Source organism: Acinetobacter silvestris, from assembly GCF_002135235.1.
In the GTDB taxonomy this organism is placed as follows: domain Bacteria; phylum Pseudomonadota; class Gammaproteobacteria; order Pseudomonadales; family Moraxellaceae; genus Acinetobacter; species Acinetobacter silvestris.
Map to the genome: position 1 here is coordinate 217,616 of NZ_NEGB01000005.1, position 25,519 is coordinate 243,134.

26 protein-coding genes and 1 pseudogene are annotated in these 25,519 nt (G+C 36.7%); 13 read left to right on the forward strand and 14 right to left on the reverse strand.

The genetic code is table 11. The features are described 5' to 3' along the window. Positions 1–75: 75 nt before the first annotated feature. From B9T28_RS10285 to B9T28_RS10300, 4 genes are all read left to right on the forward strand, one after another. Positions 76–975: a LysR substrate-binding domain-containing protein gene (locus B9T28_RS10285; protein ID WP_086203884.1), complete on the forward strand. Its 900-nt coding sequence runs from the start codon at positions 76–78 to the stop codon at positions 973–975. Positions 976–1,101: 126 nt separating this feature from the next. Continuing rightward, complete coding sequence (gene trmA, locus B9T28_RS10290) at positions 1,102–2,187, forward strand: tRNA (uridine(54)-C5)-methyltransferase TrmA (RefSeq protein ID WP_086203885.1); 1,086 nt, start codon at positions 1,102–1,104, stop codon at positions 2,185–2,187. 232 nt (positions 2,188–2,419) lie between these two features. Further along, a complete protein-coding gene (locus B9T28_RS10295; protein ID WP_086203886.1) occupies positions 2,420–2,647 on the forward strand; it encodes a hypothetical protein in 228 nt (75 codons plus the stop codon). A 235-nt stretch (positions 2,648–2,882) separates the two neighbouring features. Then, positions 2,883–3,128: a hypothetical protein gene (locus tag B9T28_RS10300; protein WP_086203887.1), complete on the forward strand. Its 246-nt coding sequence runs from the start codon at positions 2,883–2,885 to the stop codon at positions 3,126–3,128. Positions 3,129–3,167: 39 nt separating this feature from the next. Here the strand turns inward: B9T28_RS10300 and B9T28_RS15160 are convergent, their stop codons facing one another. The 3 genes from B9T28_RS15160 to B9T28_RS10315 form a co-directional block, all read right to left on the reverse strand. Further along, positions 3,168–3,296 carry a helix-turn-helix domain-containing protein gene (locus B9T28_RS15160; protein WP_143222613.1) on the reverse strand — a complete coding sequence of 43 codons (129 nt, stop codon included), beginning with the start codon at positions 3,294–3,296 and terminating at the stop codon, positions 3,168–3,170. Between the two features lie 66 nt (positions 3,297–3,362). Beyond that, positions 3,363–4,991 carry a long-chain-fatty-acid--CoA ligase gene (locus tag B9T28_RS10310; protein WP_086203888.1) on the reverse strand — a complete coding sequence of 543 codons (1,629 nt, stop codon included), beginning with the start codon at positions 4,989–4,991 and terminating at the stop codon, positions 3,363–3,365. A 126-nt stretch (positions 4,992–5,117) separates the two neighbouring features. After that, entirely contained in the window at positions 5,118–6,473 is a 1,356-nt protein-coding gene (locus B9T28_RS10315; RefSeq protein WP_086203889.1) for a flavin-containing monooxygenase, read from the reverse strand. A 101-nt stretch (positions 6,474–6,574) separates the two neighbouring features. On the opposite strand from B9T28_RS10315, the gene B9T28_RS10320 reads away from it, so the two are divergent. After that, positions 6,575–7,192, forward strand: coding sequence for a TetR/AcrR family transcriptional regulator (locus tag B9T28_RS10320; RefSeq protein WP_086203890.1), 618 nt, complete (start codon positions 6,575–6,577; stop codon positions 7,190–7,192). A gap of 1 nt (position 7,193) precedes the next feature. On the opposite strand, the gene B9T28_RS10325 is transcribed toward B9T28_RS10320, so the two are convergent. Then, complete coding sequence (locus tag B9T28_RS10325) at positions 7,194–8,060, reverse strand: alpha/beta hydrolase (protein WP_086203891.1); 867 nt, start codon at positions 8,058–8,060, stop codon at positions 7,194–7,196. Between the two features lie 183 nt (positions 8,061–8,243). Then, the gene (locus B9T28_RS10330) at positions 8,244–8,975 is read right to left on the reverse strand and encodes a phosphodiester glycosidase family protein (protein ID WP_086203965.1); all 732 of its coding nucleotides are present in this window, start codon (positions 8,973–8,975) and stop codon (positions 8,244–8,246) included. 223 nt (positions 8,976–9,198) lie between these two features. On the opposite strand from B9T28_RS10330, the gene B9T28_RS10335 reads away from it, so the two are divergent. Continuing rightward, positions 9,199–9,732, forward strand: coding sequence for a lecithin retinol acyltransferase family protein (locus tag B9T28_RS10335; RefSeq protein ID WP_086203892.1), 534 nt, complete (start codon positions 9,199–9,201; stop codon positions 9,730–9,732). Between the two features lie 76 nt (positions 9,733–9,808). On the opposite strand, the pseudogene B9T28_RS10340 reads toward B9T28_RS10335, so the two are convergent. From B9T28_RS10340 to B9T28_RS10350, 4 genes and pseudogenes are all read right to left on the reverse strand, one after another. Next, a pseudogene (locus tag B9T28_RS10340) lies at positions 9,809–10,756 on the reverse strand (IS5 family transposase). A 56-nt stretch (positions 10,757–10,812) separates the two neighbouring features. Next, positions 10,813–10,914: a hypothetical protein gene (locus B9T28_RS15220; protein ID WP_491046941.1), complete on the reverse strand. Its 102-nt coding sequence runs from the start codon at positions 10,912–10,914 to the stop codon at positions 10,813–10,815. A gap of 30 nt (positions 10,915–10,944) precedes the next feature. Then, a complete protein-coding gene (locus B9T28_RS15050) occupies positions 10,945–11,154 on the reverse strand; it encodes a biotin/lipoyl-binding protein (protein WP_252053600.1) in 210 nt (69 codons plus the stop codon). A gap of 381 nt (positions 11,155–11,535) precedes the next feature. After that, the gene (locus B9T28_RS10350) at positions 11,536–13,257 is read right to left on the reverse strand and encodes a glutamine--tRNA ligase/YqeY domain fusion protein (protein ID WP_086203893.1); all 1,722 of its coding nucleotides are present in this window, start codon (positions 13,255–13,257) and stop codon (positions 11,536–11,538) included. A 167-nt stretch (positions 13,258–13,424) separates the two neighbouring features. Here B9T28_RS10350 and B9T28_RS10355 point away from each other — a divergent pair, with 167 nt between their 5' ends. From B9T28_RS10355 to nfsB, 3 genes are all read left to right on the forward strand, one after another. Next, positions 13,425–13,934, forward strand: coding sequence for a peptidylprolyl isomerase (locus B9T28_RS10355; RefSeq protein WP_086203894.1), 510 nt, complete (start codon positions 13,425–13,427; stop codon positions 13,932–13,934). Between the two features lie 18 nt (positions 13,935–13,952). Beyond that, on the forward strand, positions 13,953–14,672 hold the full coding sequence (locus B9T28_RS10360; protein ID WP_086203895.1) for a UDP-2,3-diacylglucosamine diphosphatase: 720 nt from the start codon (positions 13,953–13,955) through the stop codon (positions 14,670–14,672). A 122-nt stretch (positions 14,673–14,794) separates the two neighbouring features. Continuing rightward, positions 14,795–15,448 (forward strand): oxygen-insensitive NAD(P)H nitroreductase, encoded by a 654-nt coding sequence (nfsB, locus tag B9T28_RS10365; protein WP_086203896.1) that lies wholly within the window; start codon positions 14,795–14,797, stop codon positions 15,446–15,448. Between the two features lie 122 nt (positions 15,449–15,570). On the opposite strand, the gene B9T28_RS10370 is transcribed toward nfsB, so the two are convergent. The 4 genes from B9T28_RS10370 to B9T28_RS10385 form a co-directional block, all read right to left on the reverse strand. Continuing rightward, positions 15,571–16,314, reverse strand: coding sequence for a hypothetical protein (locus B9T28_RS10370; RefSeq protein ID WP_086203897.1), 744 nt, complete (start codon positions 16,312–16,314; stop codon positions 15,571–15,573). Positions 16,315–16,323: 9 nt separating this feature from the next. Beyond that, positions 16,324–17,598, reverse strand: coding sequence for a serine hydrolase domain-containing protein (locus B9T28_RS10375; protein WP_086203898.1), 1,275 nt, complete (start codon positions 17,596–17,598; stop codon positions 16,324–16,326). Between the two features lie 78 nt (positions 17,599–17,676). Next, positions 17,677–18,531 (reverse strand): MaoC family dehydratase, encoded by an 855-nt coding sequence (locus B9T28_RS10380; RefSeq protein WP_086203899.1) that lies wholly within the window; start codon positions 18,529–18,531, stop codon positions 17,677–17,679. 197 nt (positions 18,532–18,728) lie between these two features. Further along, a complete protein-coding gene (locus B9T28_RS10385) occupies positions 18,729–20,120 on the reverse strand; it encodes a 3-oxoacyl-ACP reductase (RefSeq protein ID WP_086203900.1) in 1,392 nt (463 codons plus the stop codon). 238 nt (positions 20,121–20,358) lie between these two features. Between B9T28_RS10385 and B9T28_RS10390 the strand changes: the two genes are divergently transcribed. Beyond that, positions 20,359–21,885: an acetyl-CoA C-acetyltransferase gene (locus B9T28_RS10390; protein WP_086203901.1), complete on the forward strand. Its 1,527-nt coding sequence runs from the start codon at positions 20,359–20,361 to the stop codon at positions 21,883–21,885. A gap of 340 nt (positions 21,886–22,225) precedes the next feature. Here the strand turns inward: B9T28_RS10390 and aceI are convergent, their stop codons facing one another. After that, positions 22,226–22,654, reverse strand: a complete 429-nt coding sequence (gene aceI, locus B9T28_RS10395) for a chlorhexidine efflux PACE transporter AceI (protein WP_086203902.1) — start codon at positions 22,652–22,654, stop codon at positions 22,226–22,228. Between the two features lie 120 nt (positions 22,655–22,774). Between aceI and aceR the strand changes: the two genes are divergently transcribed. The 3 genes from aceR to leuE all read left to right on the forward strand — a co-directional run bounded on the left by aceR (position 22,775) and on the right by leuE (position 25,501). Beyond that, on the forward strand, positions 22,775–23,665 hold the full coding sequence (gene aceR, locus B9T28_RS10400; protein WP_086203903.1) for an HTH-type transcriptional regulator AceR: 891 nt from the start codon (positions 22,775–22,777) through the stop codon (positions 23,663–23,665). A gap of 89 nt (positions 23,666–23,754) precedes the next feature. Next, positions 23,755–24,744 carry a transaldolase gene (gene tal, locus B9T28_RS10405; RefSeq protein WP_086203904.1) on the forward strand — a complete coding sequence of 330 codons (990 nt, stop codon included), beginning with the start codon at positions 23,755–23,757 and terminating at the stop codon, positions 24,742–24,744. Between the two features lie 103 nt (positions 24,745–24,847). Further along, on the forward strand, positions 24,848–25,501 hold the full coding sequence (leuE, locus tag B9T28_RS10410) for a leucine efflux protein LeuE (protein ID WP_086203905.1): 654 nt from the start codon (positions 24,848–24,850) through the stop codon (positions 25,499–25,501). Positions 25,502–25,519: the final 18 nt, after the last annotated feature.

The window sequence follows — 25,519 nt, forward strand, 5'->3', positions numbered from 1 at the left end:
AAACAAGATCTAAATTGACAAAATGCAACAAAGTATTTTTACAATGCAAGATTGTTGCATTAATGGAATGTTCTCATGCTCACCGATTTAGATGATTTTTACTGCTTCGCCCTTGTTGTAGAACATGGCGGATTCAGTGCTGCAGAACGAGCAACAGATATTCCAAAATCTAAATTAAGCCGCCGCGTTTACCATTTAGAAGAAAATTTAGGGGTGCGCTTAATTCAACGCAGTTCTAGACATTTTGCAGTGACTGATATTGGCATGAATATTTATCGTCATGCACAAGTCATGATGAACGCCGCGCAGTCTGCACATGATTTGGTTGATCATTTAAGTGCTCAACCACGTGGCGTCATTAAAGTCAGCCTGCCAGTTTCTATCGCACAGAGCGAAATGGCAAAAATTCTGCCTGATTTTTTGAAAACATACCCTGAAATTAAAGTGCAATTATTGATTAGTAATCGTCGGGTAGATATTATTAATGAAGGCATTGATATTGCACTTCGTGTGCGTGCCAATTTGGATGATGACCCCAGTTTAGTACTCAGAAAATTTGAAAATATTGAACAACATTTATTTGCCAGTCAGGCTTATTTAAATGAATATGGCATGCTCAAGACCCCAGAAGACTTAACCGAACATCGAATTTTAAGTATGGTGGATGAACATTTAGATCAACAGATGATTTTGCATGATGATAGCAATCATCAGAAAAAGATTACGATCAATCCAGTCGTTATGGGATCTGACTTATTAATGCTGGCTAAACTAGCCAGTCAAAACTGCGGGATTGCTCTACTTCCAGATACCACTGCCGGTGATTATGTAAAATCAGGTGAGTTGGTTCGTGTCCTTCCTGAATGGAAAGCCCCCCATGGTATTTTCCATGCGGTTTATCCATCACGTCGTGGCTTACTTCCAGCGGTACGTGTGTTTATTGATTACTTAGTTGAACACTTAGCCAAAAGATAGGTTTTATACATTTTATAAAATTTATTTACAGCGTTTATTCGAGAGGATGGGCATTTAAAAATTGTCCATCTCCCTCAATTTTTGATACCATCCTTGCTTGCTTTGTCTTAGTGCTTTTGATTTTTTATGACTTCATCTTATCAACAACAGCTTGCTGCTAAAATTGAACGTATTCGTACTCAATTTGCCGAATTTAATCCTCCTGAATTAGAAGTGTTTGAATCGCCTGAACAAAATTTTCGTATGCGTGCAGAGTTTAGAATCTGGCATACAGAAGATGATATGTTCTATGCGATGTTTGAACGCAGTGAAGATGGCACAGAAAAAAAAGTTGTCCGTATTGATGAATTTCCAATTGCACATCAAAGCATTAATCAACTTATGCCGGTTTTACTCAAGCAGCTTAAAAGCAATCCAATCCTTGAAAAACGTTTATTTGAAGTTCACTTTCTCGCCACTTTAAGTGGTGAGGTTTTGGTTTCCCTAATTTATCATCGTAAACTAGATGAAGAATGGGAGCCTGTAGCGAAACAACTGGCCGATAAACTCAACATTAAATTGATTGGTCGTAGTCGTGGTCAAAAATTTGTATTAAGTGATGAGTTTGTCGTTGAAGAACTCCAAGTCTTGGATCGTACATTTAAATACAAACAAATTGAAAGCAGTTTTACTCAACCCAATGCACATGTATGCCAAAAAATGTTGGAATGGGCATGTAATGCTGCGGAAACAACGCAAAAAGATTTATTAGAATTGTATTGTGGCAATGGTAATTTTACTCTGCCTTTATCGCTTAAATTCAATCGTGTTCTAGCAACAGAACTGGCTAAACCATCGGTTTATGCAGCGCAATGGAATATTGAACAGAATCACATTGATAATATTCAAGTCGCACGACTTTCTGCTGAAGATTTCACTCAAGCCTATAATGGGATTCGTGAATTCCGCCGCTTACAAGAAGCAGAAATTGATATTCAAAGTTATGATTTTGAAACTGTCTTTGTTGACCCTCCTCGTGCAGGTATAGATGATGATACTTTAAAATTACTACAGGGTTTTGAGCAAATTATTTATATTTCATGTAATCCAGATACCTTGCATGACAACCTGAAAACTTTACTACAAACGCATAAAATTCAAAAATTTGCGATGTTTGATCAATTTCCATATACCCACCATGTCGAATCAGGTGTGTTATTGAAAAAGATTTAAACAATTTATTTTAGCTTTATAATGGACTACATTCTCGTAGTCCATTTTTTTTGCACGATGAATCATATAGTTATAATTTATCAAGCGCTATGGCTGTCATAATTTCGTTAAATTGAGCTGTTATTATCGATATTTTTACTTATAAATTGATAATTGCATCACCTTCTAATACTTGAATTTTATTTTAAAGCGACTATATTTCAAACTATATTAGGTTATGTATGAAGGCTCTATGAGTTTTTGGCAAAAGCTGTTAATGGCAAATCAACAGCAAAACGAGCATAAAAATCAAATTGCTTGTGTTGAAAATGATTGCTCTTGTAAATCCAATGATCAACTTCTTTCCGTGCTCTTAAAAGCACAAGATGAAGATGTCATTATTGGGATTAAAAAAGTACTGATGTCACGAGGCTATAGCCGTAAAGAGTTAAGCCAACTACAGCATCCACCTATTCAATAGTTATGGATGACCGTATAAAAAAGCACTTAGTTGAACTAAGTGCTTTTTTATACGGCAGTAAAATAGCTAAAGCGTGGAAAAAAGGATATCAATATACGTATTCAGTCCCATCTACTCAGATTTTTTGCATATTATCGATGTGTAATCGTTCTGCAGCGACTTAAGCATAGAATGCTTTTATAATCAAAATTCTCTGTTATGATTGATTAACCTACAATAAATTAAAGCGTTATATATGAAAAAAATATTATTACTAAGTCTTGCCAGTCTGAGTGTCAGTCTTACTGCATGCAGCAATATGCCAAAGGAATGCGAGCAATCTTGGAAGTACATGGAAGATTTAGCTAAGAAAAGTGGTATTCCAGCAGATGCCATTCAAGCACAGAAAAAGCAATTTGAAGAACAAATCAAAAACATGTCTAAGGATCAAGCGATACAAGCTTGCCAAGCTCAAAGCTCTATTTTAGGGATGGTGAAATAGCCAGTTAACGTAAAATAAGCTGTAAGGCATTTTTTCTATTCAGCACCCTATTTTATTTTTCACCCGTTTTAAGCGATAATCTAAAGTAGCTCGACTCATGTTTAATAGTCGAGCTACTCTAATACCTTTTACTGAGTTTTGATGATTACGGATACAATCACATCTTATTAATACTAATCAGTAATTTAAGATTTAGATCATAAAACAGACTAATCTTTAGCTACTCAATTCGCTTTAACTGTCTAATAAAATATTGACAAAATCTTCCCGTAATTTACGTTTTAACATTTTCCCAGTTCCACTCAATGGAATTGCATCTACAAAAATCACTTTATCGGGAATCTGCCATTTCGCAATTTTATCGTGGTAATAATCTAAGATTTCCATCTCAGTAATTGGACTATTTGGCTGTTTAACCGCAACCAAGACTGGTCGTTCATCCCATTTTTCATGTTTAGCAGCAATCACCGCAGCCATAGCCACCTCAGGATGTCCCATAGCAATATTTTCTAATTCTACAGATGAAATCCATTCCCCTCCTGATTTAATTAAATCTTTCGCACGATCTGAAATCGTTAAATAACCATCCGAATTCAGTCTTGCAATATCTCCTGTATCAAACCAACCATCGCTGGTTAACAGTGCATCAGATGCGCCAAAATAATGTTTAACGATCCAATGACCTTTGATTTGTAAATTACCAATTGCTCCTACATCCTGCTGTATAGATGTTGTGTCATTTTCTTGATTAACAATACGTACTTGAATCCCAAAAGGTGGGCGACCTTGAGACAAACGTATTTCAGCTTGCTCAGATGCCGATAAATCCTTATGTTTGGCTTTTAATTGATTAACTGTTCCAAGAGGACTGGCTTCTGTCATTCCCCAAGCATGAATCGTTTCACAATGATAATCCTGTTTAAAAGTCGCAATCATTGAAGGTGGGCAAGCTGAACCACCGACCACATTTCGAGTCATACTACACAGCTGACTTCCTAACTTTTGAGCTGCACTAATTAAGCCTTGCCAAATGGTTGGAACACCCAGTGCAACAGTCACCTGATAGTCATCAATCATCTTAACTAAGCTTTCACCATCTAAATACGGCCCAGGTAAAATCAACGTACAGCCAACCATAGCAGCAGCATAAGGTGAACCCCAAGCATGGACATGGAACATCGGAACAACTGGCAACATCACATCTTGCGCAGATAAATTTAATGAGTCCGGAATACATGCAGCCAAGGTATGTAATACGGTAGAACGATGACTGTATAAAACTCCTTTCGGGTGACCTGTTGTTCCTGAGGTATAGCATAATGAACTTGCGGTAAGTTCATCAAATTCTGGCCAATCATAATCTGCGGTTTGTTGTTGAACTAAATCATCATAAAATTGAACTTCTGGAAGTGCCTGTTTTATGTCTTCATCATACGCGTCTAAACAAATAAACGTTTCTACATTCGAAATATGGGTCTTAATCGCCAAAATTAAAGGTAAAAAAGTTTTATCAAATATCAGCACTCGATCTTTTGCATCATTCACAATAAATATTAATTGTTCTGGAAATAATCTTGGATTAATCGTGTGACAAATGAGGCCACTTCCAGAAATGGCATACCATGCTTCGACATGCCGATAATTATTCCAAGCCAATGTTGCCACACAATCTCCATGCTGCACATTTAATGCATTTAAAGCTTTGGCAAAACGTTTGGCATTGGCTGATACTTCACCCCAATTCGTAGTATGTAGACTTGTATCCAAATTTTTAGAGATAATTGCTGTATCCGCATGAAAATTGGCTGCATGCTCTAATAAACTACTAATCAATAGTGGTTTAAACATCATTTGTCCGTACATTGTCACGTCCTCATTGTTTTATTTATTGTGAATATGGCGCTTAAGTTGCTTGGAAAATTGCAATGCCAATGCATCCATTGCAATTTGTACGCATCGCTTGGGCATCCAGCATTGCAATATCACGGTTTATGCGGTTAATAACGTTCCAACAAATTGACGTAAATTAAGTTTTGGTTTACGTTCTGGGACATGAATTCCAGCCGATTTTAGGTCAGCAACTAACTCTGCTCTAAAATCGTTATAGTCCACTTCAACTGCATGTCGTTGTCCACCATCAAAATGGTGATGTGGATGGTCTAGTTCATATTGAATCGCTTTTTTCATATCCGTAGGACGTTGGTATCTACCCAAAATTTCCTGACAAGCAATTTTTGCTTGGAAATCAGACAATGGCCAAATACAACCTAAAGGCTGGAACAATCCAATAAAATATAAATTGTCATGTTCTGCAGACATCATTTTGCGATACAACGGTACTTTTTCCACATGTTTAAAATTGATAAGTTTTTGATCAAAGAATGGGAAAACGGTCCAAAATCCCGTGCAGCAACAAATAATATCAAATGTTTCAACCGTGCCATCTACAAATTCAACCTGTTGGCCATTGAAGCGTTTAATGGCTGGTTTAGGTTTAATTTTTCCATGACGAACATAATCTATAAAATCCGAGTTTGCAGTCGGATGCTGAGTCAACATCGGTCTGGTATTTTCCGGTAAACCGAAATCTGAATATTTGCCTGTGAATGCTTTAACTGTTTTTGTTAAAACCATTTGTCTCACTTTAGGTGGCAATTTCTCCAATGCTTTAACTAAAATATCTGCAGGCTGACCCAGCATAAACTTAGGAACAAACCACTGTGGACTACGCATCGAAATATAAATATCTTTAGACACTCGTGCTGACTCTACAGCGACATCACAACCCGAATTTCCCGCACCGATCACCAATATTTTCTTATTCCGCCACTCATCATTCACACCTTTGAAATCATGTGAGTGCATCCATTGCCCAGTAAACTCACCTTCATAAGTAGGATACTTTGGCATCCAATGATGGCCATTGGACACCATTAAATAGTCATATTCTTTGCACTGAGTTTGGCCTTGATCATCAGTAAAGTTTACTTGCCATTGTCCAGCAGCATTCTTTTCAACATGATCAACGGTATGATGAAATTTTATGTTTTCATATATCCCAAAATTTTTGGCATAATTTTCAAAATATTGTTGTAATTGATCATGCCGAGGATAGTCTGGATAATGCGCAGGCATGGGATAATCTTCATACTCTGACATGATTTTTGAGCTAATAATATGGGTATTTTCATATACTGAAGAATGCCCAGTTTTTGCGTTAAATACCCAATTACCTCCGACTTTGTCATTTTTTTCAAAGAGATCAAAAACAATACCTGACTCTTTACAATTTTTAGCAGCAGTAATACCTGAAGGACCAGCGCCGATGATGCATACAGTTTTCATTTTGCTTCCTTGAAATTTTATTTTTATAAAACCCAACTATAGTTGGATATTTAAACTATAATTGGTTTTTTTTTAATCATCAAGATCGGAAAACAAAATACATGCTTTTAAATGAAATTAAATTACCCGTTCAAAAAAGAAGCAAAGAACGACTTGAAATAGTCATTGCCACAGCCATCAGTATTTTAGAAACAAGAGGAATTAATGCCTGTACAATTCCTGAAATAGCATTCATTTCAAATATTCCAAAAACCTACATATATCAATACTTCACAACCATTAATCATTTGTATATTGTCATTATTCAACGCTATTTAGATGCCTTACAAACATATGTTTCATTTAGAAGCGAGACCTATCATACGTGGACAGTGAAAGCGATTACAGCCAATCTCATTACTAAAGTCACTCATTTTTACAACAGTAACAAAGCTGCAAGTATTTTAATTTTGGGTGGCCCAGTCAATGTTGAAGGCTTTAATTTACAAGAAATTGTCATTGAAAAAATTTCTAGTGATTTAGCTTATTTGTTTAGCCATAAAAAGAATCCTTTAAATTTCAATCAAATTGAAGATCTCACCTATTTGGTCGAAATTGTTTTTGCACTCATGAAACATAGCTTTTATAAATATCATTACATTACTTCGAACATCCAAAAAGAATCGATATTCTTGAGTGATACTTATCTGATAGGCAAAGGTTATCAGATTGAAACTTAATTTATAAACTTTGCATAAAATGATGATGTTGTTGCATTAGCTGAGATTTATACGGTTCTTTAAATAAATCAAAATGCCCGCAATATTCTTCATAATATTCAATATTTTGGTTTTTTTGCACCATCTTTCGGGTTGCTTGAATCGGAATGAGTGAATCCTGTTGGGCACCGATCACCAAAGTCGGTGATTGGATTTTATGAACGACTCGAGTCGGTCGATAAAAGCCAATACTGGCAATAATACGAGCTGGAACGGCATTATCCCATACCGATGTTGTGGGAATTATAGAATGATAACCCTCATAACAATCCTCACCTGCCAATATTGCAAACCGTTGCGGATCCACAACGGGCATGGTCTTTACCTTACCAAAAGACTGATAAACAAGATCCTGTATGGCGTATAAAGACGCTGGTATTAAATATTTCTTAGGATATAGTGCCAAACTTGCCAATCCGTCGACATGCGGAAAATTGGCAATAATTCCTTTAAAATTCATAGTACTTGCGAGCATGAGTACATGTGCCCCACTAAAAGAATACCCCCATAAAATCATATTGTTTTTTTTAATATTTAAGTTCGACTCTAGGTAAGCTATGGCAGCGTACCAATCTTGTAATTGACTATTTTTGTCCACTAAATTTTTGACTTTTCCTGTGCTTTGACCAAATCCACGATGATCAAACACGCAAACGTTATAACCAATATCCTGATAAGCTTGTGCAAAAAAATCTAAGCCATATTGCTTTTCACCCGCCAAGCCATGCGCCATGATAATCGTAGCAGAAGAAGCATTACGAGGATTGTGATAATAATCTGCTTGAATTTGATCATTTTCAACGGGGATCCAGAGTTTATCGATATTCATTTTTATTCCTTTTTTTTATTTTTAAAATACTTCATCATCATAGACCGAAATTATTTTATAGTAAATCCAACTTTTATCGGATTTTTAGTTCTGCATCTTTTTCGAATAATCTGCTACATGTCTATTCCAGATCATTCGCTTTTATTTTCCTTCATTAAAAGTCATGACTATAAATGACATATTTTAGCGCTGTTGGCATCCATCTTTAGGTTCAATATAAGCAATGATTGGGCCTAAATCAAAGGCTTGATCATCCCTTTGGGCTTGAGGAATATATGCACTTGAAATAGAACCATCTAGATATAATGCATTTTTAATTTTCAGCTGATCCTTAAAGATCATCGCAAAATCATAGAAATTAATCGGATGATGACTAATCATAAAATACAGTTCATTATTTTTCAGACCCACGCCATTTCTTATTTTTAATGAATCTGAACTTTCACTAAATTGAGAATTTATCTTTCCATCAATAACTAACATTGGACCAGATTGAGTTGCATATTTTGCTTTAAAATTCATTTTTTTATAATCTGTGGTCGTTTGAATGACCGCTCGTTGACTATTCCATGCCAATACCCCATTGGGCTGCATATAAAAATTGCCAAAAGCTTGCATTTCATTCAATATATTAAGCTGCTTTGAATTTTCAATATATAAACCAACAGGTGAAAAATCGGCTTGATACATGCCCGCATTCATCGCAAAGTGCATTTTATCGCAAGGCTTTAAGCTATTTTGAATGGCTAAAAAATGATGATATGGCTTGGCGTTGACATCATCTAACCACAGTGTTAGATCTTTGAGCCATTCAATTTTAATCACATCAACTTCATTCTTTTCCGTTTTAATCTGTTGATATTGCACATCTGCAAAAGTTGTAGATACCGCAGATAGTATTACGAAAAATAACATTCCTAATTCTGCTGACTTCATTTTTAATTCATTCTATTGCTCTCTTCATTCACACATTTTATAGCAAAAACAATCATCAATTAAATACAATTACTCCATCACAATTTTGTACAATTCACCCTCATACACCACATAGAATACAAGCACTTTGTGATCATTTTAGCTATAATCGAGGCTCTTTCAATAAAAAGACATTTGTACAATTTATTGGAACTCAGTAACTATGTTAGAAAGTTCAAGAAAATATCCTTTAGGATCACACTTAATCGTCTATCACTTTGGCTATAGCCATCATGGAATTTATGCTGGCAAAGGTCGAGTGATTCATTATTCTGGGTTTGCACATTTTTTTAGAAAGCAGCCTATAGAAGTTACGTCTATTGAAAATTTTGCTCGTGGCAAAAAAATTATCATTCGGCATTATGAAAGCTCGAAATATAAAAATCGTGCAGTTGTACGACGTATGCGCTCACGCATGCATGAAAATAATTACCATTTGATTATTAATAATTGTGAACATTTATGCAGTTGGGCTATTACTGGCGTTGAAAGTAGTCCGCAAGTCATCAGAATGATGGGCCGCTTAACTACTCTCGGTTATATTAGTTCAATTATGAGTTATATGAACGGCGTGTTTTTAACGCTAGCAACTGCATGTTTTGCTTTGGTGCTGTATATAAAAATGAAACTTAAAACTCAAGCAAAAATGGAACTTCCGACGTATGTATCATTACGTGATCGACAACAGAAAAAATAGTGTTGATGACCACTCTTGTATATAAAGACGGCTTTGTTGCATAAATAAGTTGAAGCTCCCCCAGAACTACTCAAATTTAAGAGACAACTTGGGTATGAGGTCGACCTAATTCCGTGAATTTATTGAGGACTGCTACACGTGCATGAATCTCATTAACTTGGCTTTGAAAGCCCCTTACACTGAGTTTATCGCCCAATAATTTGATGCAATGCATCTTAGTTTCTACCAAACTTCGACGATGGTCCCCAGACCACTTTTTTCAAATTGTTCTTCCTAGGCATTTGACTGTTTTCAATAATTCATTCCTTTCTAAAGATCTCACTTGCTTGTCTTTCCAAGGCTTCGCATTTTTTCTTGGTGGAGTGACTGCATGTGCCTGTCGACCTAAAATGACTTTTCTACAGTATTTCGTATCATAAGCCCCATCTGTATACACAGAATCAATTTTCGCATCTAGTGGAATTTGATCAAGTAAATCCCCAAATACTTGCGAATCACTGACATTATTCGTAGTTAACTGTATAGCACGTATTTGTAGGGTTTTAGCATTTATACCGATATGGAGCTTACGCCATTGCCGACGATACTCAAGCTGATGTTTCTTACGTTTCCATCCACCTTCACCTAAAAACTTCAGGCCTGTGGAATCTATGATGAACAGTGTACTGCGCAAGGCAGTCCATCACGACTTTTTTTGATAGCTAATCGCAATATCAATAGGCTTTTGTCTTCTGCAAAGTGTTGAATAATCTGGTGCTGTCCAATCTAAACTACAAAGTTGAATCAGGCTTTGAACAAAGCCTGTGACCATTCGTAAAGCAAGGCGAAATAGAGATTTAATCATCAAACAGCATTGAATTACTGTATCAGAGTAGGTTTGATTTCGTCCATGCTTGCCTTGTGGCTGAGCATACCCTTGAGTATTAGGATCAAACCAAATTGAAATATTTCCTCGCTTAATTAAAGCTTGGTTATACGAGGAGCAATTGGTTGTACGGTAGATTTTGGGTACTGGCTTCTTCATTTGGAAATTATATTGCTGAAGAAGACGTTAATAATAGCTTTATTCACAAAGCCCTGTTAAACCAAAGATGCTTGAGTATCATATTGTTGCTTGGCGATTGAATCTTGTTTCCAAAGCTGCGCATAACGTTGCAAATCCAATTTTGCATTACTCAGCAACGCTTCATCTCTTAACAGTTGTCCGTGACTTTATAATAAGACAGCTTTCGGTGCTCGGTCATCAATCTGTGCTAAAAGTTGCCCTTTCTGCACAAAACTCCCCTCTTTAAAATAGACCTGCATGAGTACGCCGCTCACGAGTGGATGAACAACAACGGTATTAGAAGAAGTAATCGTACCTAAAGCTTGTATTGAAGCATTAACATCTTGTTGTATGACGGTGGCGACACCCCACGACAATTGGGGCAGCCTTGGTACTACCTTTTTTGCTTTGATCCGAACCTTGAGTAGATTGCACTGGTTTATGGGTGAAATGCCAAATCCCCCAAGCGACTAAAAAGAGGAGGATAAACAAAATACTGTAACTTATTATGCCTTTAATTTTAGAGGTTTTTTACGACTTTATTCTCTTCAGATGCATTATTCATGTTGTCATCATTAGTATTATTTTATTCTAATATAAATCATTCAATCGCTTTAATTTCAGTTTAAATGTTTCTTAGTTATAACCTATATATAGGAAAATTCAGCAATAATTTTATACATTATTGACTGCCACCTTAAACATTGAACCCATAAAAAAGCCCAACCGAAGTTGAGCTTTTAATGATTAAGACAGGACTACTTACCTGGCTTAAAGCTGTCTTTTAAATCCAAAATACGGTTAAACACTGGCTTTTCAGTCGTATGGTCATACTGATCTGCAACAAAATAACCTTCACGTTCAAACTGGAAACGATCTTCAGGTTTCGCTTGTGCCAATGCAGGTTCAATCACAGCTTGAAGCACTGTTAAAGAATCTGGGTTTAAGTTTGCCAAGAAATCATCATCTGCATCTGGTGCAGCTTCAGTAAATAAACGATCGTAAACACGAACTTCAGCAGCAATCCCTTTTTCCGCAGAAACCCAATGTACCACCCCTTTCACTTTACGCCCTTCAGGATTTTTACCTAAAGTTTCAGGGTCAATCGAACATTTCAGCTCAATCACTTCACCATTGACATCTTTAATTACTTCATCGCATTTAATCACATAAGCATGACGTAAACGTACTTCACCTTCAGGAATTAAACGTTTAAAGCCTTTCGGTGGCACTTCTTCGAAATCTTTACGGTCAATATAAATTTCTTTAGATAAAGGAATAATACGTTCGCCCATGTCCACATTGGGATGGCGTGAATGCGTTAAATCCATATCTTCAGGAAGATTAGTTAAGGTCACTTTAAGCGGGTTTAACACAGCCATACCACGTGCAGCGATATTTTCCAGTGATTGACGAATACAAAACTCAAGCATTGCTACATCGACAATACCATCTGTTTTAGACACGCCTACACGTTTACAGAAATCACGTAGTCCTTCCGCAGTAAAACCACGACGACGCATACCCACAACAGTTGGCATACGCGGGTCATCCCAACCATTAACAAAACCACCTTCAACCAACTTACGTAATTTACGTTTAGAGGTAATCGTGTAATCAATATTTAAACGGCTCGATTCATACTGATGTGGAACGGCTTCAGATTTAACTTTTTCCACTACCCAATCATAGAATGGACGGTGATCTTGGAATTCAAGCGTACACAGTGAATGAGTAATGCCTTCAATCGCATCTGATAACGGATGTGCATAGTCATACATTGGATACATTTTCCATGTATTACCCGTTTGATGATGCTCAGAATGCAATACACGATACAAAATCGGGTCACGCATATGCACGTTTGGAGAAGCCATATCAATTTTGGCACGTAGCACCGCTTGACCTTCGCCCAATTCACCATTATTCATTTGAATAAAAAGTGCAAGATTTTCTTCCACACTTACATCACGATAAGGTGAGTTTTTCCCCAATTCAACAAAATTACCACGGTTTAAACGAATTTCTTCAGGCGATTGCAAATCGACATAAGCATCCCCTTGATTGATCAATTGAATTGCCCACGTATGCAGTTGGTCAAAATAGCTTGATGCATAGCGCGGTTCGCCATTCCAGTCAAAACCTAACCATTTTACATCGTTGGCAATCCCATCAACGTATTCTTGTTCTTCTGCATCAGGATTGGTATCGTCAAAACGCAAATTACATAAGCCTTCAAATTCTTCTGCAATACCAAAGTTTAGGCAAATCGCTTTGACATGACCAATATGTAAATAACCGTTGGGTTCTGGCGGAAAACGCGTCACCACTTGTTTGGTACGGCCTGATGCTAAATCTTCAGTAATGACTTGACGTACAAAGTCTAAGCCCGCCTGTTGTTCTTGCTGCGCAGCATCGACAGATGTATTACTGGTTGTCGGGGTCTTCGGCAGTTCTGAAACAACATCATTTGGCTTCATAGTTGATAAATCACTTCTATAAGATAAAATAGGGTAATAAAAATGCAATTCTAAGTTAATTAACAAAGAAAATCGCGTTTTTGCTTGCCTTGTAGTTTACAGTTTGCTTATGCTTCTCTCAACCAAAAACCCATGGCTTTTTTTGTCCATGATCAGGAGATTATAGAATGAGTTTTCCTCAAGTCGAATTAAACACCAATAAAGGGCGCATTGTTCTTGAACTTAATGCTGAAAAAGCACCTATTACTGTGGCTAACTTTTTAGAATACGTTCGTGATGGTTTTTATGATGGCGTAATTTTCCACCGTGTTATTGAAGGTTTCATGATCCAAGGCGGTGGCATGGATGAAAACTTCAAAGAAAAAACAACACGTGATTCTATTGAAAATGAAGCGGATAACGGTTTAAGCAATGAAGTAGGTACAGTTGCTATGGCACGTACTCAAGCGCCTCATTCGGCTTCTGCTCAATTCTTTATTAACGTAAAAGACAACTCATTCCTTAACCATACTGGCAAAACTGCACAAGGTTGGGGTTATGCAGTATTTGGTAAAGTTGTTGAAGGTCTAGATATTGTTGATGCAATCAAAGGCGTACGTACTGGCAACCGTGGTTACCATGCCGATGTACCTTTAGAAAATGTAGTCATTGAATCTGCTAAAATCATTTCTGAATAATTTTATTTAGGATTGCTCGTGACGTATTTGTTTATCGCTGATTTACATTTGTCACCTGAACACCCTCGACTGGTTCGAGGGTTTTTGGATTTATTAAACCAGTATAAAAATAGAAATACTCAACTGTATATTTTGGGTGATTGGTTTAATGCTTGGATTGGCGATGATTACACTGCCCCATGGTTAGAAGCAGTTATTGACGCTTTAAAACAGTTTCACCAAGCTGGCAATCAAGTTTATTTCCAAGTTGGAAATCGTGACTTTGCTTTAGGTCAAAAATTTCTAGATCAATTTAACGCAATCCTTCTTCCAGATGTGTATACACTCAAAATAGGCAATAAAACCTTTCAGTTAGAACATGGCGATGCTTTATGCACTGATGATATTTCCTATCAACGCTTTAAAAAAATCATTCGTAATCCAGTGATTCTTAGAATACTTAAAAGTACCCCCTTAAGCTTTCGACAAAAACTTGCCAATGGTTTTCGTAAAAAAAGCCGAGAATCTCAACAGCATAAAACGTATGAAATTATGGATGTGAATGCTGAAGCTGTGAATCAAGCCTTGAATAATATTGATATTTTAATTCATGGACATACCCATCGCCCTGAAATTCATACTGTAAATGGCAAATTACGTATTGTCTTAGGTGATTGGCGTGAACGTACTTCTGAAGCCATGATTTTAGAAGTCGATGAAAATGGTGAATGGCAATTGATTCACTGGAATATCAAATAAACTTGTCGATTTCAAATTTCAAATAAATGATTTTCATGTTTACTCACGCTTTGATTACGTTCTTTTCATATTTTATGCCTATAATCAATTCATATTTAAAAATTGAAAGTTGGGTTTAAAACATGGATTTATTAAACGTTTCCAAAACACGCTATACCACCAAAGCTTATGATGCTAAAAGAAAAATTCCGCAGCAACAATTTGAGCGTTTACTTGAAATTCTACGTTTAACCCCATCTTCTATTAATATTCAACCTTGGCACTTTTTCATAGCCGATAACCAAACAGCCAAAGAACGTATTGCCAAAGCGCTAGTGGGAAAATACGCTTATAATGCAGCTAAAGTTTTAGATTCATCACATACCATTTTATTTTGTACCAAAGCAGATATCAGCGAACAACACCTTGATAATTTACTCAACCAAGACGATCTAAGCGGACGTTTTAAAGATGAAAAAACCAAGCAAGGACAAAAAGATAGCCGCTCAGGTTATGTCCATTATTACCGCAATGAAAAAGGTGATATTCAACGTTGGGCTGAAAATCAGACTTTTATCGCTTTAGGCCAAATTCTATTAGCTGCAGGGATTGAAGGCATTGATGCTACGCCTATCGGTGGTTTTGATGAGGAAATCATGACCGAAGAATTACAATTGACTGAAAAAGGTCTAGTGCCTTCAGTATTGTTAACCCTAGGTTATCGCAGTGATTCCGACTTTAATGCGACTTTACCTAAATCTCGTTTAAATAAAGAAGATATTTTTACGCAATTATAAAAATAGCTCAAAGGGTAAGTAATCTATAGACTTACCCTTCTTTTAAAATCTATAGCTTCAACCCATCCGTGATTCATACGCATTATCACTATAAATTGTATGTCTTAAAAAATTTGGTTCGATTATTTGTGATTTGAAATAATTTGATTTATTTCATCAAATTTTACGATTTTAATTTTATTATTTTCATTTCGATTTAAAAGAATCATTTTGTCTTGAGTGGCATCTAGTACATTCCAGATTTGAGTTTCTTTTTCAACTTGTTGATTTTTTAAAATTGCAATCGGCAACTTATGTAAACTATTAAGTTTAAGGTGAGCGGAAAAGCATGCTGTTAAAATCACAAGAATAGCAAATATAAAAAATTTTAAAGTATTATCCCTTTTAACCTCTGTGTTCGTAAATGATCCAAGAATAGTGCCAATTAAAATACTCACCCAAAACAATGATGCAAAAGTAATAACTTTAAGACCAGCCAAGACTGTAATAAAAACAGCACTGAATAAAGTGACAAAGTAAGATTGTCCCGTCTGGAATTTTCTAGCACTCTTTTTAATTGCATCAACAGCAATCTGATTATCCTCTCCAGAAACCAATCTATAACGTTTATTGGGGTGAACTCTATTCATTATTTTTATTAATCTATGATAAATATCCATTAAAAATCCGACTACCGTTATCATCACGGCCATAATGACAACAACTTTAATAATCTCAGAAATATAAAATGACGGTGATAAAATTGACATCACCCATAGTGCATCTAAAGAATAATAAAAATAGGTATTTGATAGCATCGATATAGACAAGGCGATAACCGATAAAACTCCAAATAGTTCTGTAATAGATAATTCTTTTTTAATCATTTAGTTAATTCAAAACCAGCCTTTACGCCCTTTTAACACAGCATCAGCACAACGTAAAGTTTCTTGGCTTAGTCCCCAAAGACGATAATCACCCGTTATTGAACCAATCATAAAATTATGTGTATAAGCAAAACTGAGTTGCCGTTGTGGATCACACCAAGCACCAGAGCCATTGTATCCGATATGACCAAAGCCCTGTTGAGCACGTTTACCCATCGTTAAAACACGGTGATAACCTAGTCTCCATTTCATTGGAATCGGCATCACACGATCACGTTTGAGACTTTGAATTTGGCTCAATGCTGTAAAAACTTCAGGTTTAAGTATTTCTTGGTTTTCCCAGACACCCTTATTGGCCAGCATGGCATACATTTTAGCCAAACTATTGGCCGTAAAAGCACCATTCGCAGCAGGAATAATCGCTTGCAAACCTTGATCACTAAAGAAACTAAAATCTTTCATACCTTTCGGTATCATTGCATCTAAAAAATCTTGTGGATTTTGCCCACTTAATTCAATCAGTTTTTCAGAAAAATGACGTTTGTGTTGTTTTTTAATGACAGGTTGAACTGACTTATGCTCTGTTTGAGCTAATTCAATCGGTGATTTTATTTTTGCTAATGGGCGAGCCACACGACTAAGCTGGTCTAAAGGTACACCAAAATATGCACCATCTAAATCTAAAGGATCAATCAAATAACGTTGCATCAACCAAACCAATGGTTGCTTGGTGGCTTTTTCTAATACACCACCCACTAACCAACCAAAAGTCAGTGCTTGATAAGCACTATCAGTCCCAATTTCAAACCGAGGTGTTGCTTGCTCCATGACTTTTAGCATATGTTGCCAATCCGCCATTTCAACTGCTCTCGTAATCATATTTCGAATATCATATAAACCACTTTGATGACTCAAAATATGCCTTAAAGTCATGGCTGATTTACCCTTTTGCCCAAACTCGGGCCAATACTGAATAACCGGCGTATCGTAATCTAAAAAGCCTTCACTGACTAAAATATGCGCCAATGTTGCAAGGACACCTTTCCCTGTTGAATAACATACAGATAAAGTATCTTGTGCCCAATTTTCTATTGCAGATTTTTTTCCAGTAAAAATATCAACAACTTTTTTCCCCTGAAAATAAACAGCAAGCGCAGCTCCACCATGATCAACACGTGCATCTTGTAATCGGCTAAATTGCTGTGCTAAGTCTTGAAATCTTTCATCGACCAAACCTTGGTAATTCTCAGTATTAGCAAAAATAATATCTTTAAACTGGCCCATTACTTTAGTCACCTTATTCTTATTGCTTTATTAAAAAAGCCTAAATCATCTCGATTTAGGCTTGATATGTGCACATGCTTATAAAGCTTGCACCACACCAGTCACATGTGGTTTTTTGGATTTAACATTCCGAATCAAAAAGTCAGTCTCCTTACCCTGTTGAGCCGTTAAAAACTCAACTGTAGAAGGCAAATACATCGGCAATTTAAACCAAACATCAGCCTCATAAGCATCTGGCAAAGTTAAATTTGCCAATGCACGCGCCTTACTCCACATACCATGTGCAATGGCTTGTTTAAAACCAAATGCTTTAGCAGTTACAGCATGAATATGAATGAGGTTAAAGTCCCCTGAGGTCATTGCATAACGACGACCCATATTTTCCGACACATTCCATTCTGCTTGAACTTGATAATTCGGCTCTTTGCTTTCTGTGGCTTTTTCTGATGCCGCACCTGTGGTTTTTTGACGCGATAAATAAGTTGTTGTACCTTGCATCACAACGTCATTGCCCACTTTTGCTGTGGTGATAAAATCGAATTGCACGCCTTTATCATGTGACTTAAGTTCACCAAACTGACACGATAATGTCAGTTGCTCATTCACACCAATTTTACGTGTTTGCTGAACAATATTACGAATATGTACCAAACCTAAAATTGCAAATGGAAAAGCTTCCGATGTCATCATATGCATTTGTAAACTTTGTGACAGTACGGCTAAGTAAATGGCAGGAATATAACCATTATTTTTAAAACCACAGACTTCGTTATAAGCTTTCAAATGACTTGGATCAATTTTGAATGAATCCACCACATACTCAACTTGTGGTAGAACTTTATCAGCTTGTGGCTTTTTAAAAATAAGACCTTGTATCACTTTTGGATAAGCTAAATAAGGTTTAGGAAGTTGACTAAAATGGCGAGTATTCATACTGAACCTGTATCGAATTATTTTTAGATAAATCATTATGCAGTGTTTTCTCTTGTATCGGCTTTAAAAATTCTTCCAAGCATCAACAAGAGCTGATTAGAGAGAACATATACCTAGATGAAAACACCTTGATTATCCCTCTCTAACTTTTTCCAGTGTGCTCATCATTAAAGCACACTGGAAATCCATTAGAGTGCTTAAGCACCCAATAAACTTTGACCACAGACACGAACTACATTACCATTTAAACCTGTTGAAGCACTTGATGCAAATAAAGCAATCGTTTCTGCAACATCAACTGGTAGACCGCCTTGACTCATTGAGTTCATACGACGACCTGCTTCACGAATCGCAAAAGGAATTGCCGCAGTCATTTGAGTTTCAATAAAACCAGGGGCAACAGCATTGATAGTAATACCATCTTTTAATACAGGTGCAGTAAATTTCACCAAACCAATCACGCCAGCTTTAGACGCGGCATAGTTTGTTTGACCCAAGTTACCTGCAATACCAGAAATTGAAGAGACACAAACAATGCGACCATTCTCATTCAAACCTGAATGATTCAATAAATAATCATTGATGCGTTCTGCAGCAGATAAATTAATATTGATCACCATATCCCATAATTCAGGTTTCATATTCGCTAAAGTTTTATCGCGAGTAACACCAGCATTATGAACAATGATATCTAAGCCACCTTTAGACGCAGCAGCAACTTTAATTTGTTCACCAGCATCAGCAGCAGTGATATCAATCGCAAGTGTTGAACCACCAATTTCATGAGCAACGCGATCTAAATCTGCTTGTTGTTGTGGTACATCTAAACAAATTACATGTGCGCCATCACGGGACAATACATGTGCAATCGCTTCACCGATACCACGACTCGCACCAGTCACTAATGCTGTTTTGCCTGCTAAAGGCTTCGCCCAATCAATATCAAGCACATTTGCTTTAGATACATGGATCACTTGACCAGATACATATGCAGAGCGTGGAGAAATTAAGAAACGTAATGATGATTCTAAGTTAGTAGCGGCATCTGCATCTACAAGAATCAAATCCGCAGCGATCCCTTTTTTGAATTCTTTACCTACAGCCTTCACAAAACCTTCAAGTGCACGTTGCGCAATGGCTTGCTGAATCGTTGGTGCAGATTCTGGAGTTAAACCAACAACAATCACACGACCTGAGTTTTGAATTTGGCGCGCAATCGGATGAAAGAAACTGTATAACTCATGTAACTGTTCTGAATTTTGAATACCAGATGCATCAAAAACAACCGCTTTAAATTTAGATTCTTTATCACCTTCATTAAAAGCATTGACCGTTAAACCTACTTTAGCAGCGGCTTGCTGTAATTCAGCATTATTTCCCGCATAACTATTTGCATGAATGTTACTTAATACTTGTGCAATTTCGCCTGAAAAAATGCTATTTGGTGCTGCACCAACGAGAACTGCCCCTTTAAGCACAGGTGTCGCAGATTCAAATCGATCTAACTCAAGAGGAGCAGGTAAACCTAAATTTTTAATGACAAATTTACCAATTGGAGATTTAGAAAAAGCTTGGTATTGGTCAGACATGATTATTATCTCTCAGCAATATAATTGTGAATGAATTGCAGGTATCATTTAACTTCAATGTAATGTCAGATACTTATAATGACTTCAATTCATTCGTTCCACCATAATAATACTTGAGTTACCCCCTTGATGTCTTGACCTGAATGATCAGTCAAATGTCATTTTAGTCAATTCAGGCCATTTGACTCTATGGTAATGTATGCCCTAAGAATATCGTAAACATGCTTGGAAAAGCCTTATGAGCAAATCAACTCAAGAAAATCCAACTGTCGAGAATTCTGCGACAGAAGCTGTGTCAAATACACCAAAATCACGTACACGTACGAATCAAAGTACTGCTACGGCTTCTAAAGCAGCAAATACTACTGCGACACCTCGTCCTCGTACGACATCTTCGCGTAGTAAGCGTACTGCAACACATACTAAAAAAGCTGAATCGACAGCACCGGTTACAACTCAAACTTCTGTTCCACAGGAAAAATCTATGAGTCAAAATACTATTCGTCGCGTTGCTATTATTGGTGGCAATCGTATTCCGTTTGCGCGTTCAAATGGTCCATACTTCCAAGCATCTAACATTGATATGTTAACGGCGGCATTAAATGGCCTAGTTGAACGTTTCAATTTACAAGGTCAACGTTTAGGTGAAGTTGCTGCTGGTGCAGTATTAAAACACAGCCGTGATTTCAACATGACACGTGAATGTGTATTAAATACTCAACTTGCACCAGAAACTCCTGCTTATGACTTACAACAAGCATGTGCTACAGGTTTACAAGCAGCATTCCAAGTCGCCAATAAAATTGCTTTAGGTCAAATTGATGTAGGTATCGCAGGTGGTGTAGATACAACTTCGGATGCACCAATCGCTTTTGGTGATGGTTTACGCAAAGCATTGCTTGAATTAAACATTGCTAAAACAGCGAAAGATCGTTTAAAAGCACTCACTAAAATCAATATCAAAGACTTACTTGATGCACCTAAAAATGGCGAGCCACGTACAGGCTTATCTATGGGTGATCATCAAGCAATCACGACACTAGAATGGGGTATTGCTCGCGAAGCACAAGATGAGCTTGCAGCCTCTTCTCATCATAAAATGGCCAAAGCATATGATGAAGGTTTCTTTGAAGACCTAATCACACCATTTATGGGACTTGAGCGTGATAACAACTTACGTGCAGATTCAACTGTAGAAAAGTTAGCAAAATTAAAGCCTGCTTTTGGTAAAGGCGATGCGCGTACGATGACTGCGGGTAACTCTACTCCGCTGACCGATGGTGCTTCTGTAGTGCTTTTAGCTTCTGAAGAATGGGCTAAAGAAAATGGTCATGAAGTTTTAGCATATCTCAGTTTTTCTGAAACTGCTGCAGTGGATTTCGTTGGTAAAAAAGAAGGCTTATTGATGGCACCTGCTTATGCAGTTCCACGTATGCTTGAACGTGCGGGTATCACACTACAAGACTTCGATTATTATGAAATACATGAAGCCTTTGCATCACAAGTACTTTCCACATTAAAAGCTTGGGAAGATCCGAAATTCTGTAAAGAACGTTTAGGCTTGGATGCACCTTTAGGTTCAATCGACCGTTCTAAATTAAATGTTAAAGGCTCTTCTTTAGCTGCTGGTCATCCATTTGCTGCTACTGGTGGTCGTATTCTTGCAACTGCTGCAAAACTATTGAATGAAAAAGGTTCAGGCCGTGTACTGATTTCAATCTGTGCTGCAGGTGGTCAAGGCGTAACGGCGATTGTAGAAAAATAAGAGCTCTACTTTTAAGTGTTGAATAAAAAACACCTCTTCTGAGGTGTTTTTTAATTTAAAATATTCTTTGCCAATGCTTCATTTATAAATTACAACTTAGACTCTCTATTGCAGGGAAATTCTCTACTCCCTCAACAATCCTCTATTTCTACCAAGCATAAATTTACTTAATTTTTATTCGTTTATTTCTACTTTATTAAAATTATCTAAGCTAATAATGCACAAGCCTTGTTTTATTTTACTATCCAGATTTACATAAGTATTGATTCCTCAACAATTACTCATCTTAATAAAAAAGCCACATATATCATGTGGCTTTAAAACTCATCCTTCATTTGACTTAAGCTGAATGTGCAGGCTGATAACCCAAACGTGCTTCAATATAGTCATAACACCATTGGAAAATAAAGGTGTAGATCAAAATACAGAAGGTCATACTAAAATCAAGTAAGATTGCCTGAAGAATACTCATATCCATCGCATAAGCAACCATTGGAATCGTGGCTATCATTAAACCACCTTCAAAACCAATCGCATGCATAATTCGGACTGGAATGGTTCTTTTTAATTGATGTTTTTTTTCATATTTTTCAAAAAAATGATTAAAAATCATATTCCAAATTACAGAAGTGACCGCCATAGCGATACCTAATGTACCGGCTATTTCCATAGGCACTTCAAAAATAAAACTTAATGCAATCGCTATGATCACCAACAAGATGATTTCATAACTTAGTGCATGAATAATCCTTCTCTTGGAAATCAACATTTTAAGCTACTCTCTATATTATTCATTGGATGAGTTGTATTTTATGCTTATAATATTGATCAATCGAGTTGGATTCTTTCAGTTTTATTGATAGATAAACTCTTATAAAAGTGATTATGTATGAATATCAACCAAGAACAACTGATTATTTTTAAAACGGTGATTGAAGCTGGATCTTTTTCTGCAGCAGCACGAAAACTGGGTAAAGTACCATCTGCCGTTAGCATGTCTATTTCAAACTTAGAAATTGATCTTAATCTCAATTTATTCAATCGTATCGGGCGTGAGCCTATTCCCACTCCTCAAGCACTCAGCCTGTATGAAAAAACTGAACAATTACTGATAGAAATGAATCAATGGAAGCAACAAGCTTCTGCCTTGAGTAATGGTTTGGAATCTGCATTAAATATTGTGGTGGTTTCTGAACTTTTACATACACATTGGACTGACTACATTTCTTTACTTGAGCAAGAATTTCCTGAACTTCAAATTAATATTTTTTCAGCTCCTCAAGAAGATGCCTTAAAGTTGCTGATGAATCAATCTGCACAACTCGCCTTAATGTTTGAACGTGAACAATTAGAAAGCCGCGAACAATTTGTAGAACTAAAACGCGAAGCATTGGTTCCTGTCGCAGCCAAAGACTATCCTTTGGCACAATTTGAACACGTTAGTTTTGAACAAATCCTACAAAGTCGACAAATTGTCGTCGCCAGTCGCGACCGAACCATTAAACCTGAATTACTCTACTCAAAACGCAATTGGCGTACTGACAATCATCATTCTGCATGCGCAATGATTATGCAAGGTCTAGGTTGGGGAGTATTACCTTTAGAAATGTTTAATGAAAACCCAAGCTTAAAAAAGCAATTAAAAATTTTAAACTTTTCAGATTTCACTCCTAAATTTGAATATTTTGTCGATTTAGTTTGGAGTCGTGAAACTGAACTGGGTGCAGCTGCTCGTTTTTTGATTAATCACATCCGAAAGCAACGAATTCATACAAAATAAAGCCGCCATTACCCGATTTTTCACTTTCACCAAAATCACATTATGCTATAACTGAGCTTACAAATAATTTAACTAAGAATTAGATCGCAATGACACAATCTACATTAAACCAATTAAAAGCATTCACCACTATTGTTGCGGATACGGGTGACTTAAATGCAATTCAACAATTTCGCCCTTTGGATGCAACCACCAATCCATCCTTAATTACAGCCGCAGCCAGCCAACTTGAAAATAAAGAGTTGATTGAAGCAGCATATGATCAGGCTAAATCTGAAGGCTACCAAACAGATGAGTTGATTGAACGTACCATTGATATTTTAACAGTCAAATTGGGCGTTGAAATCTTAAAAATAATTGAAGGTCGTGTCTCAACTGAAGTTGATGCTTCATTGTCTTACGATACTGAAGCAACTATTGAGAAAGCCAAAGAATTATTAGCGCTCTATCACGCTTATGGCGTCGATCAAAATCGTATCTTAATTAAAATTGCTTCAACGTGGGAAGGAATTCAAGCGGCAAAAGCATTAGAAGCGGAAGGCATTCATTGCAATCTCACCTTATTATTTGGTTTACATCAGGCTAAAGCCTGTGCTGATGCAAAAGTAACCCTGATTTCACCTTTTGTAGGGCGTATTTTAGATTGGTTTAAAAAAGCTGAAAATGTTGAGCATTATCCAGTTGATCAAGACCCTGGTGTTTTATCGGTCAAACAAATTTATCACTTTTATAAACAATATGACATTCAAACTGAAGTGATGGGTGCGAGTTTCCGCAGTGTTGATCAAGTCCTTGGTTTAGCTGGATGTGATTTACTCACAGTATCACCGAACCTTTTGGCAGAGTTGGAACGTGATCAACGTACTGTAACGCCGCAACTCACGTGTGATCATGCGCAGCCACATCAAGCATGTCGTCATGAAACACTCACTGAAGAACAATTCAAACAACTCTTAAATGCTGACTTAATGGCATTTCAGTTGTTACAAAGCGGAATAGATGGCTTTATTAAAGCACGAGAACAATTGAATACCTTATTACGTCAGTCCTTTGGACTGAGTGCAACCATTAAAGCTTAATCAGGTGAACTGAGCATGCTCAGTTCACTTATAATAAAGCTGAGTTCGTCATGCTATAACAGCTCAGCTTTTCTTAGTCTATGTTTAAATAAGTGAGAAATTTGTGTTTGGCATTATCGATATTGTCACCTTTATTATTGGGACTATTTTTATTGTGATTTTGCCAGGACCAAATTCTTTATATGTGATGTCAATTGCGTCAAGATTTGGAATTAAGGCTGGTTATTGGGGAGCCTTTGGTGTTTTCACTGGAGATCTTCTTCTGATCATCTGTACCGTTTTAGGTGCAGCCTCTTTATTGCATGCCTTTCCGTGGTTATTTATTCTGTTAAAAGTCATTGGTACAGTCTATTTATCCTACCTCGGAATAAAATTACTCATTGCCAGTGTACACACTTGGAAAAATAAACCCAAAGTCATTCAATCGAACCAAACAGCAGCAACTCGTTTAGATGTACATCCTTATCGAACTGCATTAATGATTAGTCTACTCAATCCTAAAGCGATTCTTTTTTACTTATCTTTTTTTGTGCAATTTGTAGATCCCAATTATCCATATCCAGCACTTAGCTTTACTGTGCTTTCGATTATTTTACAAATCATTAGCATGGGATATCTCACCATTCTCATTTTTTCAGGGATTAAACTGGCTGATTTTTTTAATACCCGTTTTAAATTGGCATCAATTGCAGTGGCATGCGTGGGACTCTTATTCTGTGGCTTTGGTTTGAAACTTGCCTCTTCAACCATGTTATAACGCTAAATAAATCATCTC

What these genes read in the sequence shown, in the direction of transcription:
- tal (WP_086203904.1), top strand. Translation starts at nt 23,755, where the DNA reads ATGACACAATCTACATTAAACCAATTAAAAGCATTCACCACTATTGTT.
- B9T28_RS10390 (WP_086203901.1), top strand. Translation starts at nt 20,359, where the DNA reads ATGAGCAAATCAACTCAAGAAAATCCAACTGTCGAGAATTCTGCGACA.
- B9T28_RS10355 (WP_086203894.1), top strand. Translation starts at nt 13,425, where the DNA reads ATGAGTTTTCCTCAAGTCGAATTAAACACCAATAAAGGGCGCATTGTT.
- B9T28_RS10335 (WP_086203892.1), top strand. Translation starts at nt 9,199, where the DNA reads ATGTTAGAAAGTTCAAGAAAATATCCTTTAGGATCACACTTAATCGTC.
- B9T28_RS10285 (WP_086203884.1), top strand. Translation starts at nt 76, where the DNA reads ATGCTCACCGATTTAGATGATTTTTACTGCTTCGCCCTTGTTGTAGAA.
- B9T28_RS10380 (WP_086203899.1), bottom strand. Translation starts at nt 18,531, where the DNA reads ATGAATACTCGCCATTTTAGTCAACTTCCTAAACCTTATTTAGCTTAT.
- B9T28_RS10385 (WP_086203900.1), bottom strand. Translation starts at nt 20,120, where the DNA reads ATGTCTGACCAATACCAAGCTTTTTCTAAATCTCCAATTGGTAAATTT.
- B9T28_RS10300 (WP_086203887.1), top strand. Translation starts at nt 2,883, where the DNA reads ATGAAAAAAATATTATTACTAAGTCTTGCCAGTCTGAGTGTCAGTCTT.
- B9T28_RS10330 (WP_086203965.1), bottom strand. Translation starts at nt 8,975, where the DNA reads ATGTTATTTTTCGTAATACTATCTGCGGTATCTACAACTTTTGCAGAT.
- trmA (WP_086203885.1), top strand. Translation starts at nt 1,102, where the DNA reads ATGACTTCATCTTATCAACAACAGCTTGCTGCTAAAATTGAACGTATT.
- B9T28_RS10315 (WP_086203889.1), bottom strand. Translation starts at nt 6,473, where the DNA reads ATGAAAACTGTATGCATCATCGGCGCTGGTCCTTCAGGTATTACTGCT.
- B9T28_RS10320 (WP_086203890.1), top strand. Translation starts at nt 6,575, where the DNA reads ATGCTTTTAAATGAAATTAAATTACCCGTTCAAAAAAGAAGCAAAGAA.
- aceI (WP_086203902.1), bottom strand. Translation starts at nt 22,654, where the DNA reads ATGTTGATTTCCAAGAGAAGGATTATTCATGCACTAAGTTATGAAATC.
- B9T28_RS10350 (WP_086203893.1), bottom strand. Translation starts at nt 13,257, where the DNA reads ATGAAGCCAAATGATGTTGTTTCAGAACTGCCGAAGACCCCGACAACC.
- B9T28_RS10325 (WP_086203891.1), bottom strand. Translation starts at nt 8,060, where the DNA reads ATGAATATCGATAAACTCTGGATCCCCGTTGAAAATGATCAAATTCAA.
- B9T28_RS10295 (WP_086203886.1), top strand. Translation starts at nt 2,420, where the DNA reads ATGAGTTTTTGGCAAAAGCTGTTAATGGCAAATCAACAGCAAAACGAG.
- B9T28_RS10310 (WP_086203888.1), bottom strand. Translation starts at nt 4,991, where the DNA reads ATGTACGGACAAATGATGTTTAAACCACTATTGATTAGTAGTTTATTA.
- B9T28_RS10375 (WP_086203898.1), bottom strand. Translation starts at nt 17,598, where the DNA reads ATGGGCCAGTTTAAAGATATTATTTTTGCTAATACTGAGAATTACCAA.
- B9T28_RS10370 (WP_086203897.1), bottom strand. Translation starts at nt 16,314, where the DNA reads ATGATTAAAAAAGAATTATCTATTACAGAACTATTTGGAGTTTTATCG.
- nfsB (WP_086203896.1), top strand. Translation starts at nt 14,795, where the DNA reads ATGGATTTATTAAACGTTTCCAAAACACGCTATACCACCAAAGCTTAT.
- aceR (WP_086203903.1), top strand. Translation starts at nt 22,775, where the DNA reads ATGAATATCAACCAAGAACAACTGATTATTTTTAAAACGGTGATTGAA.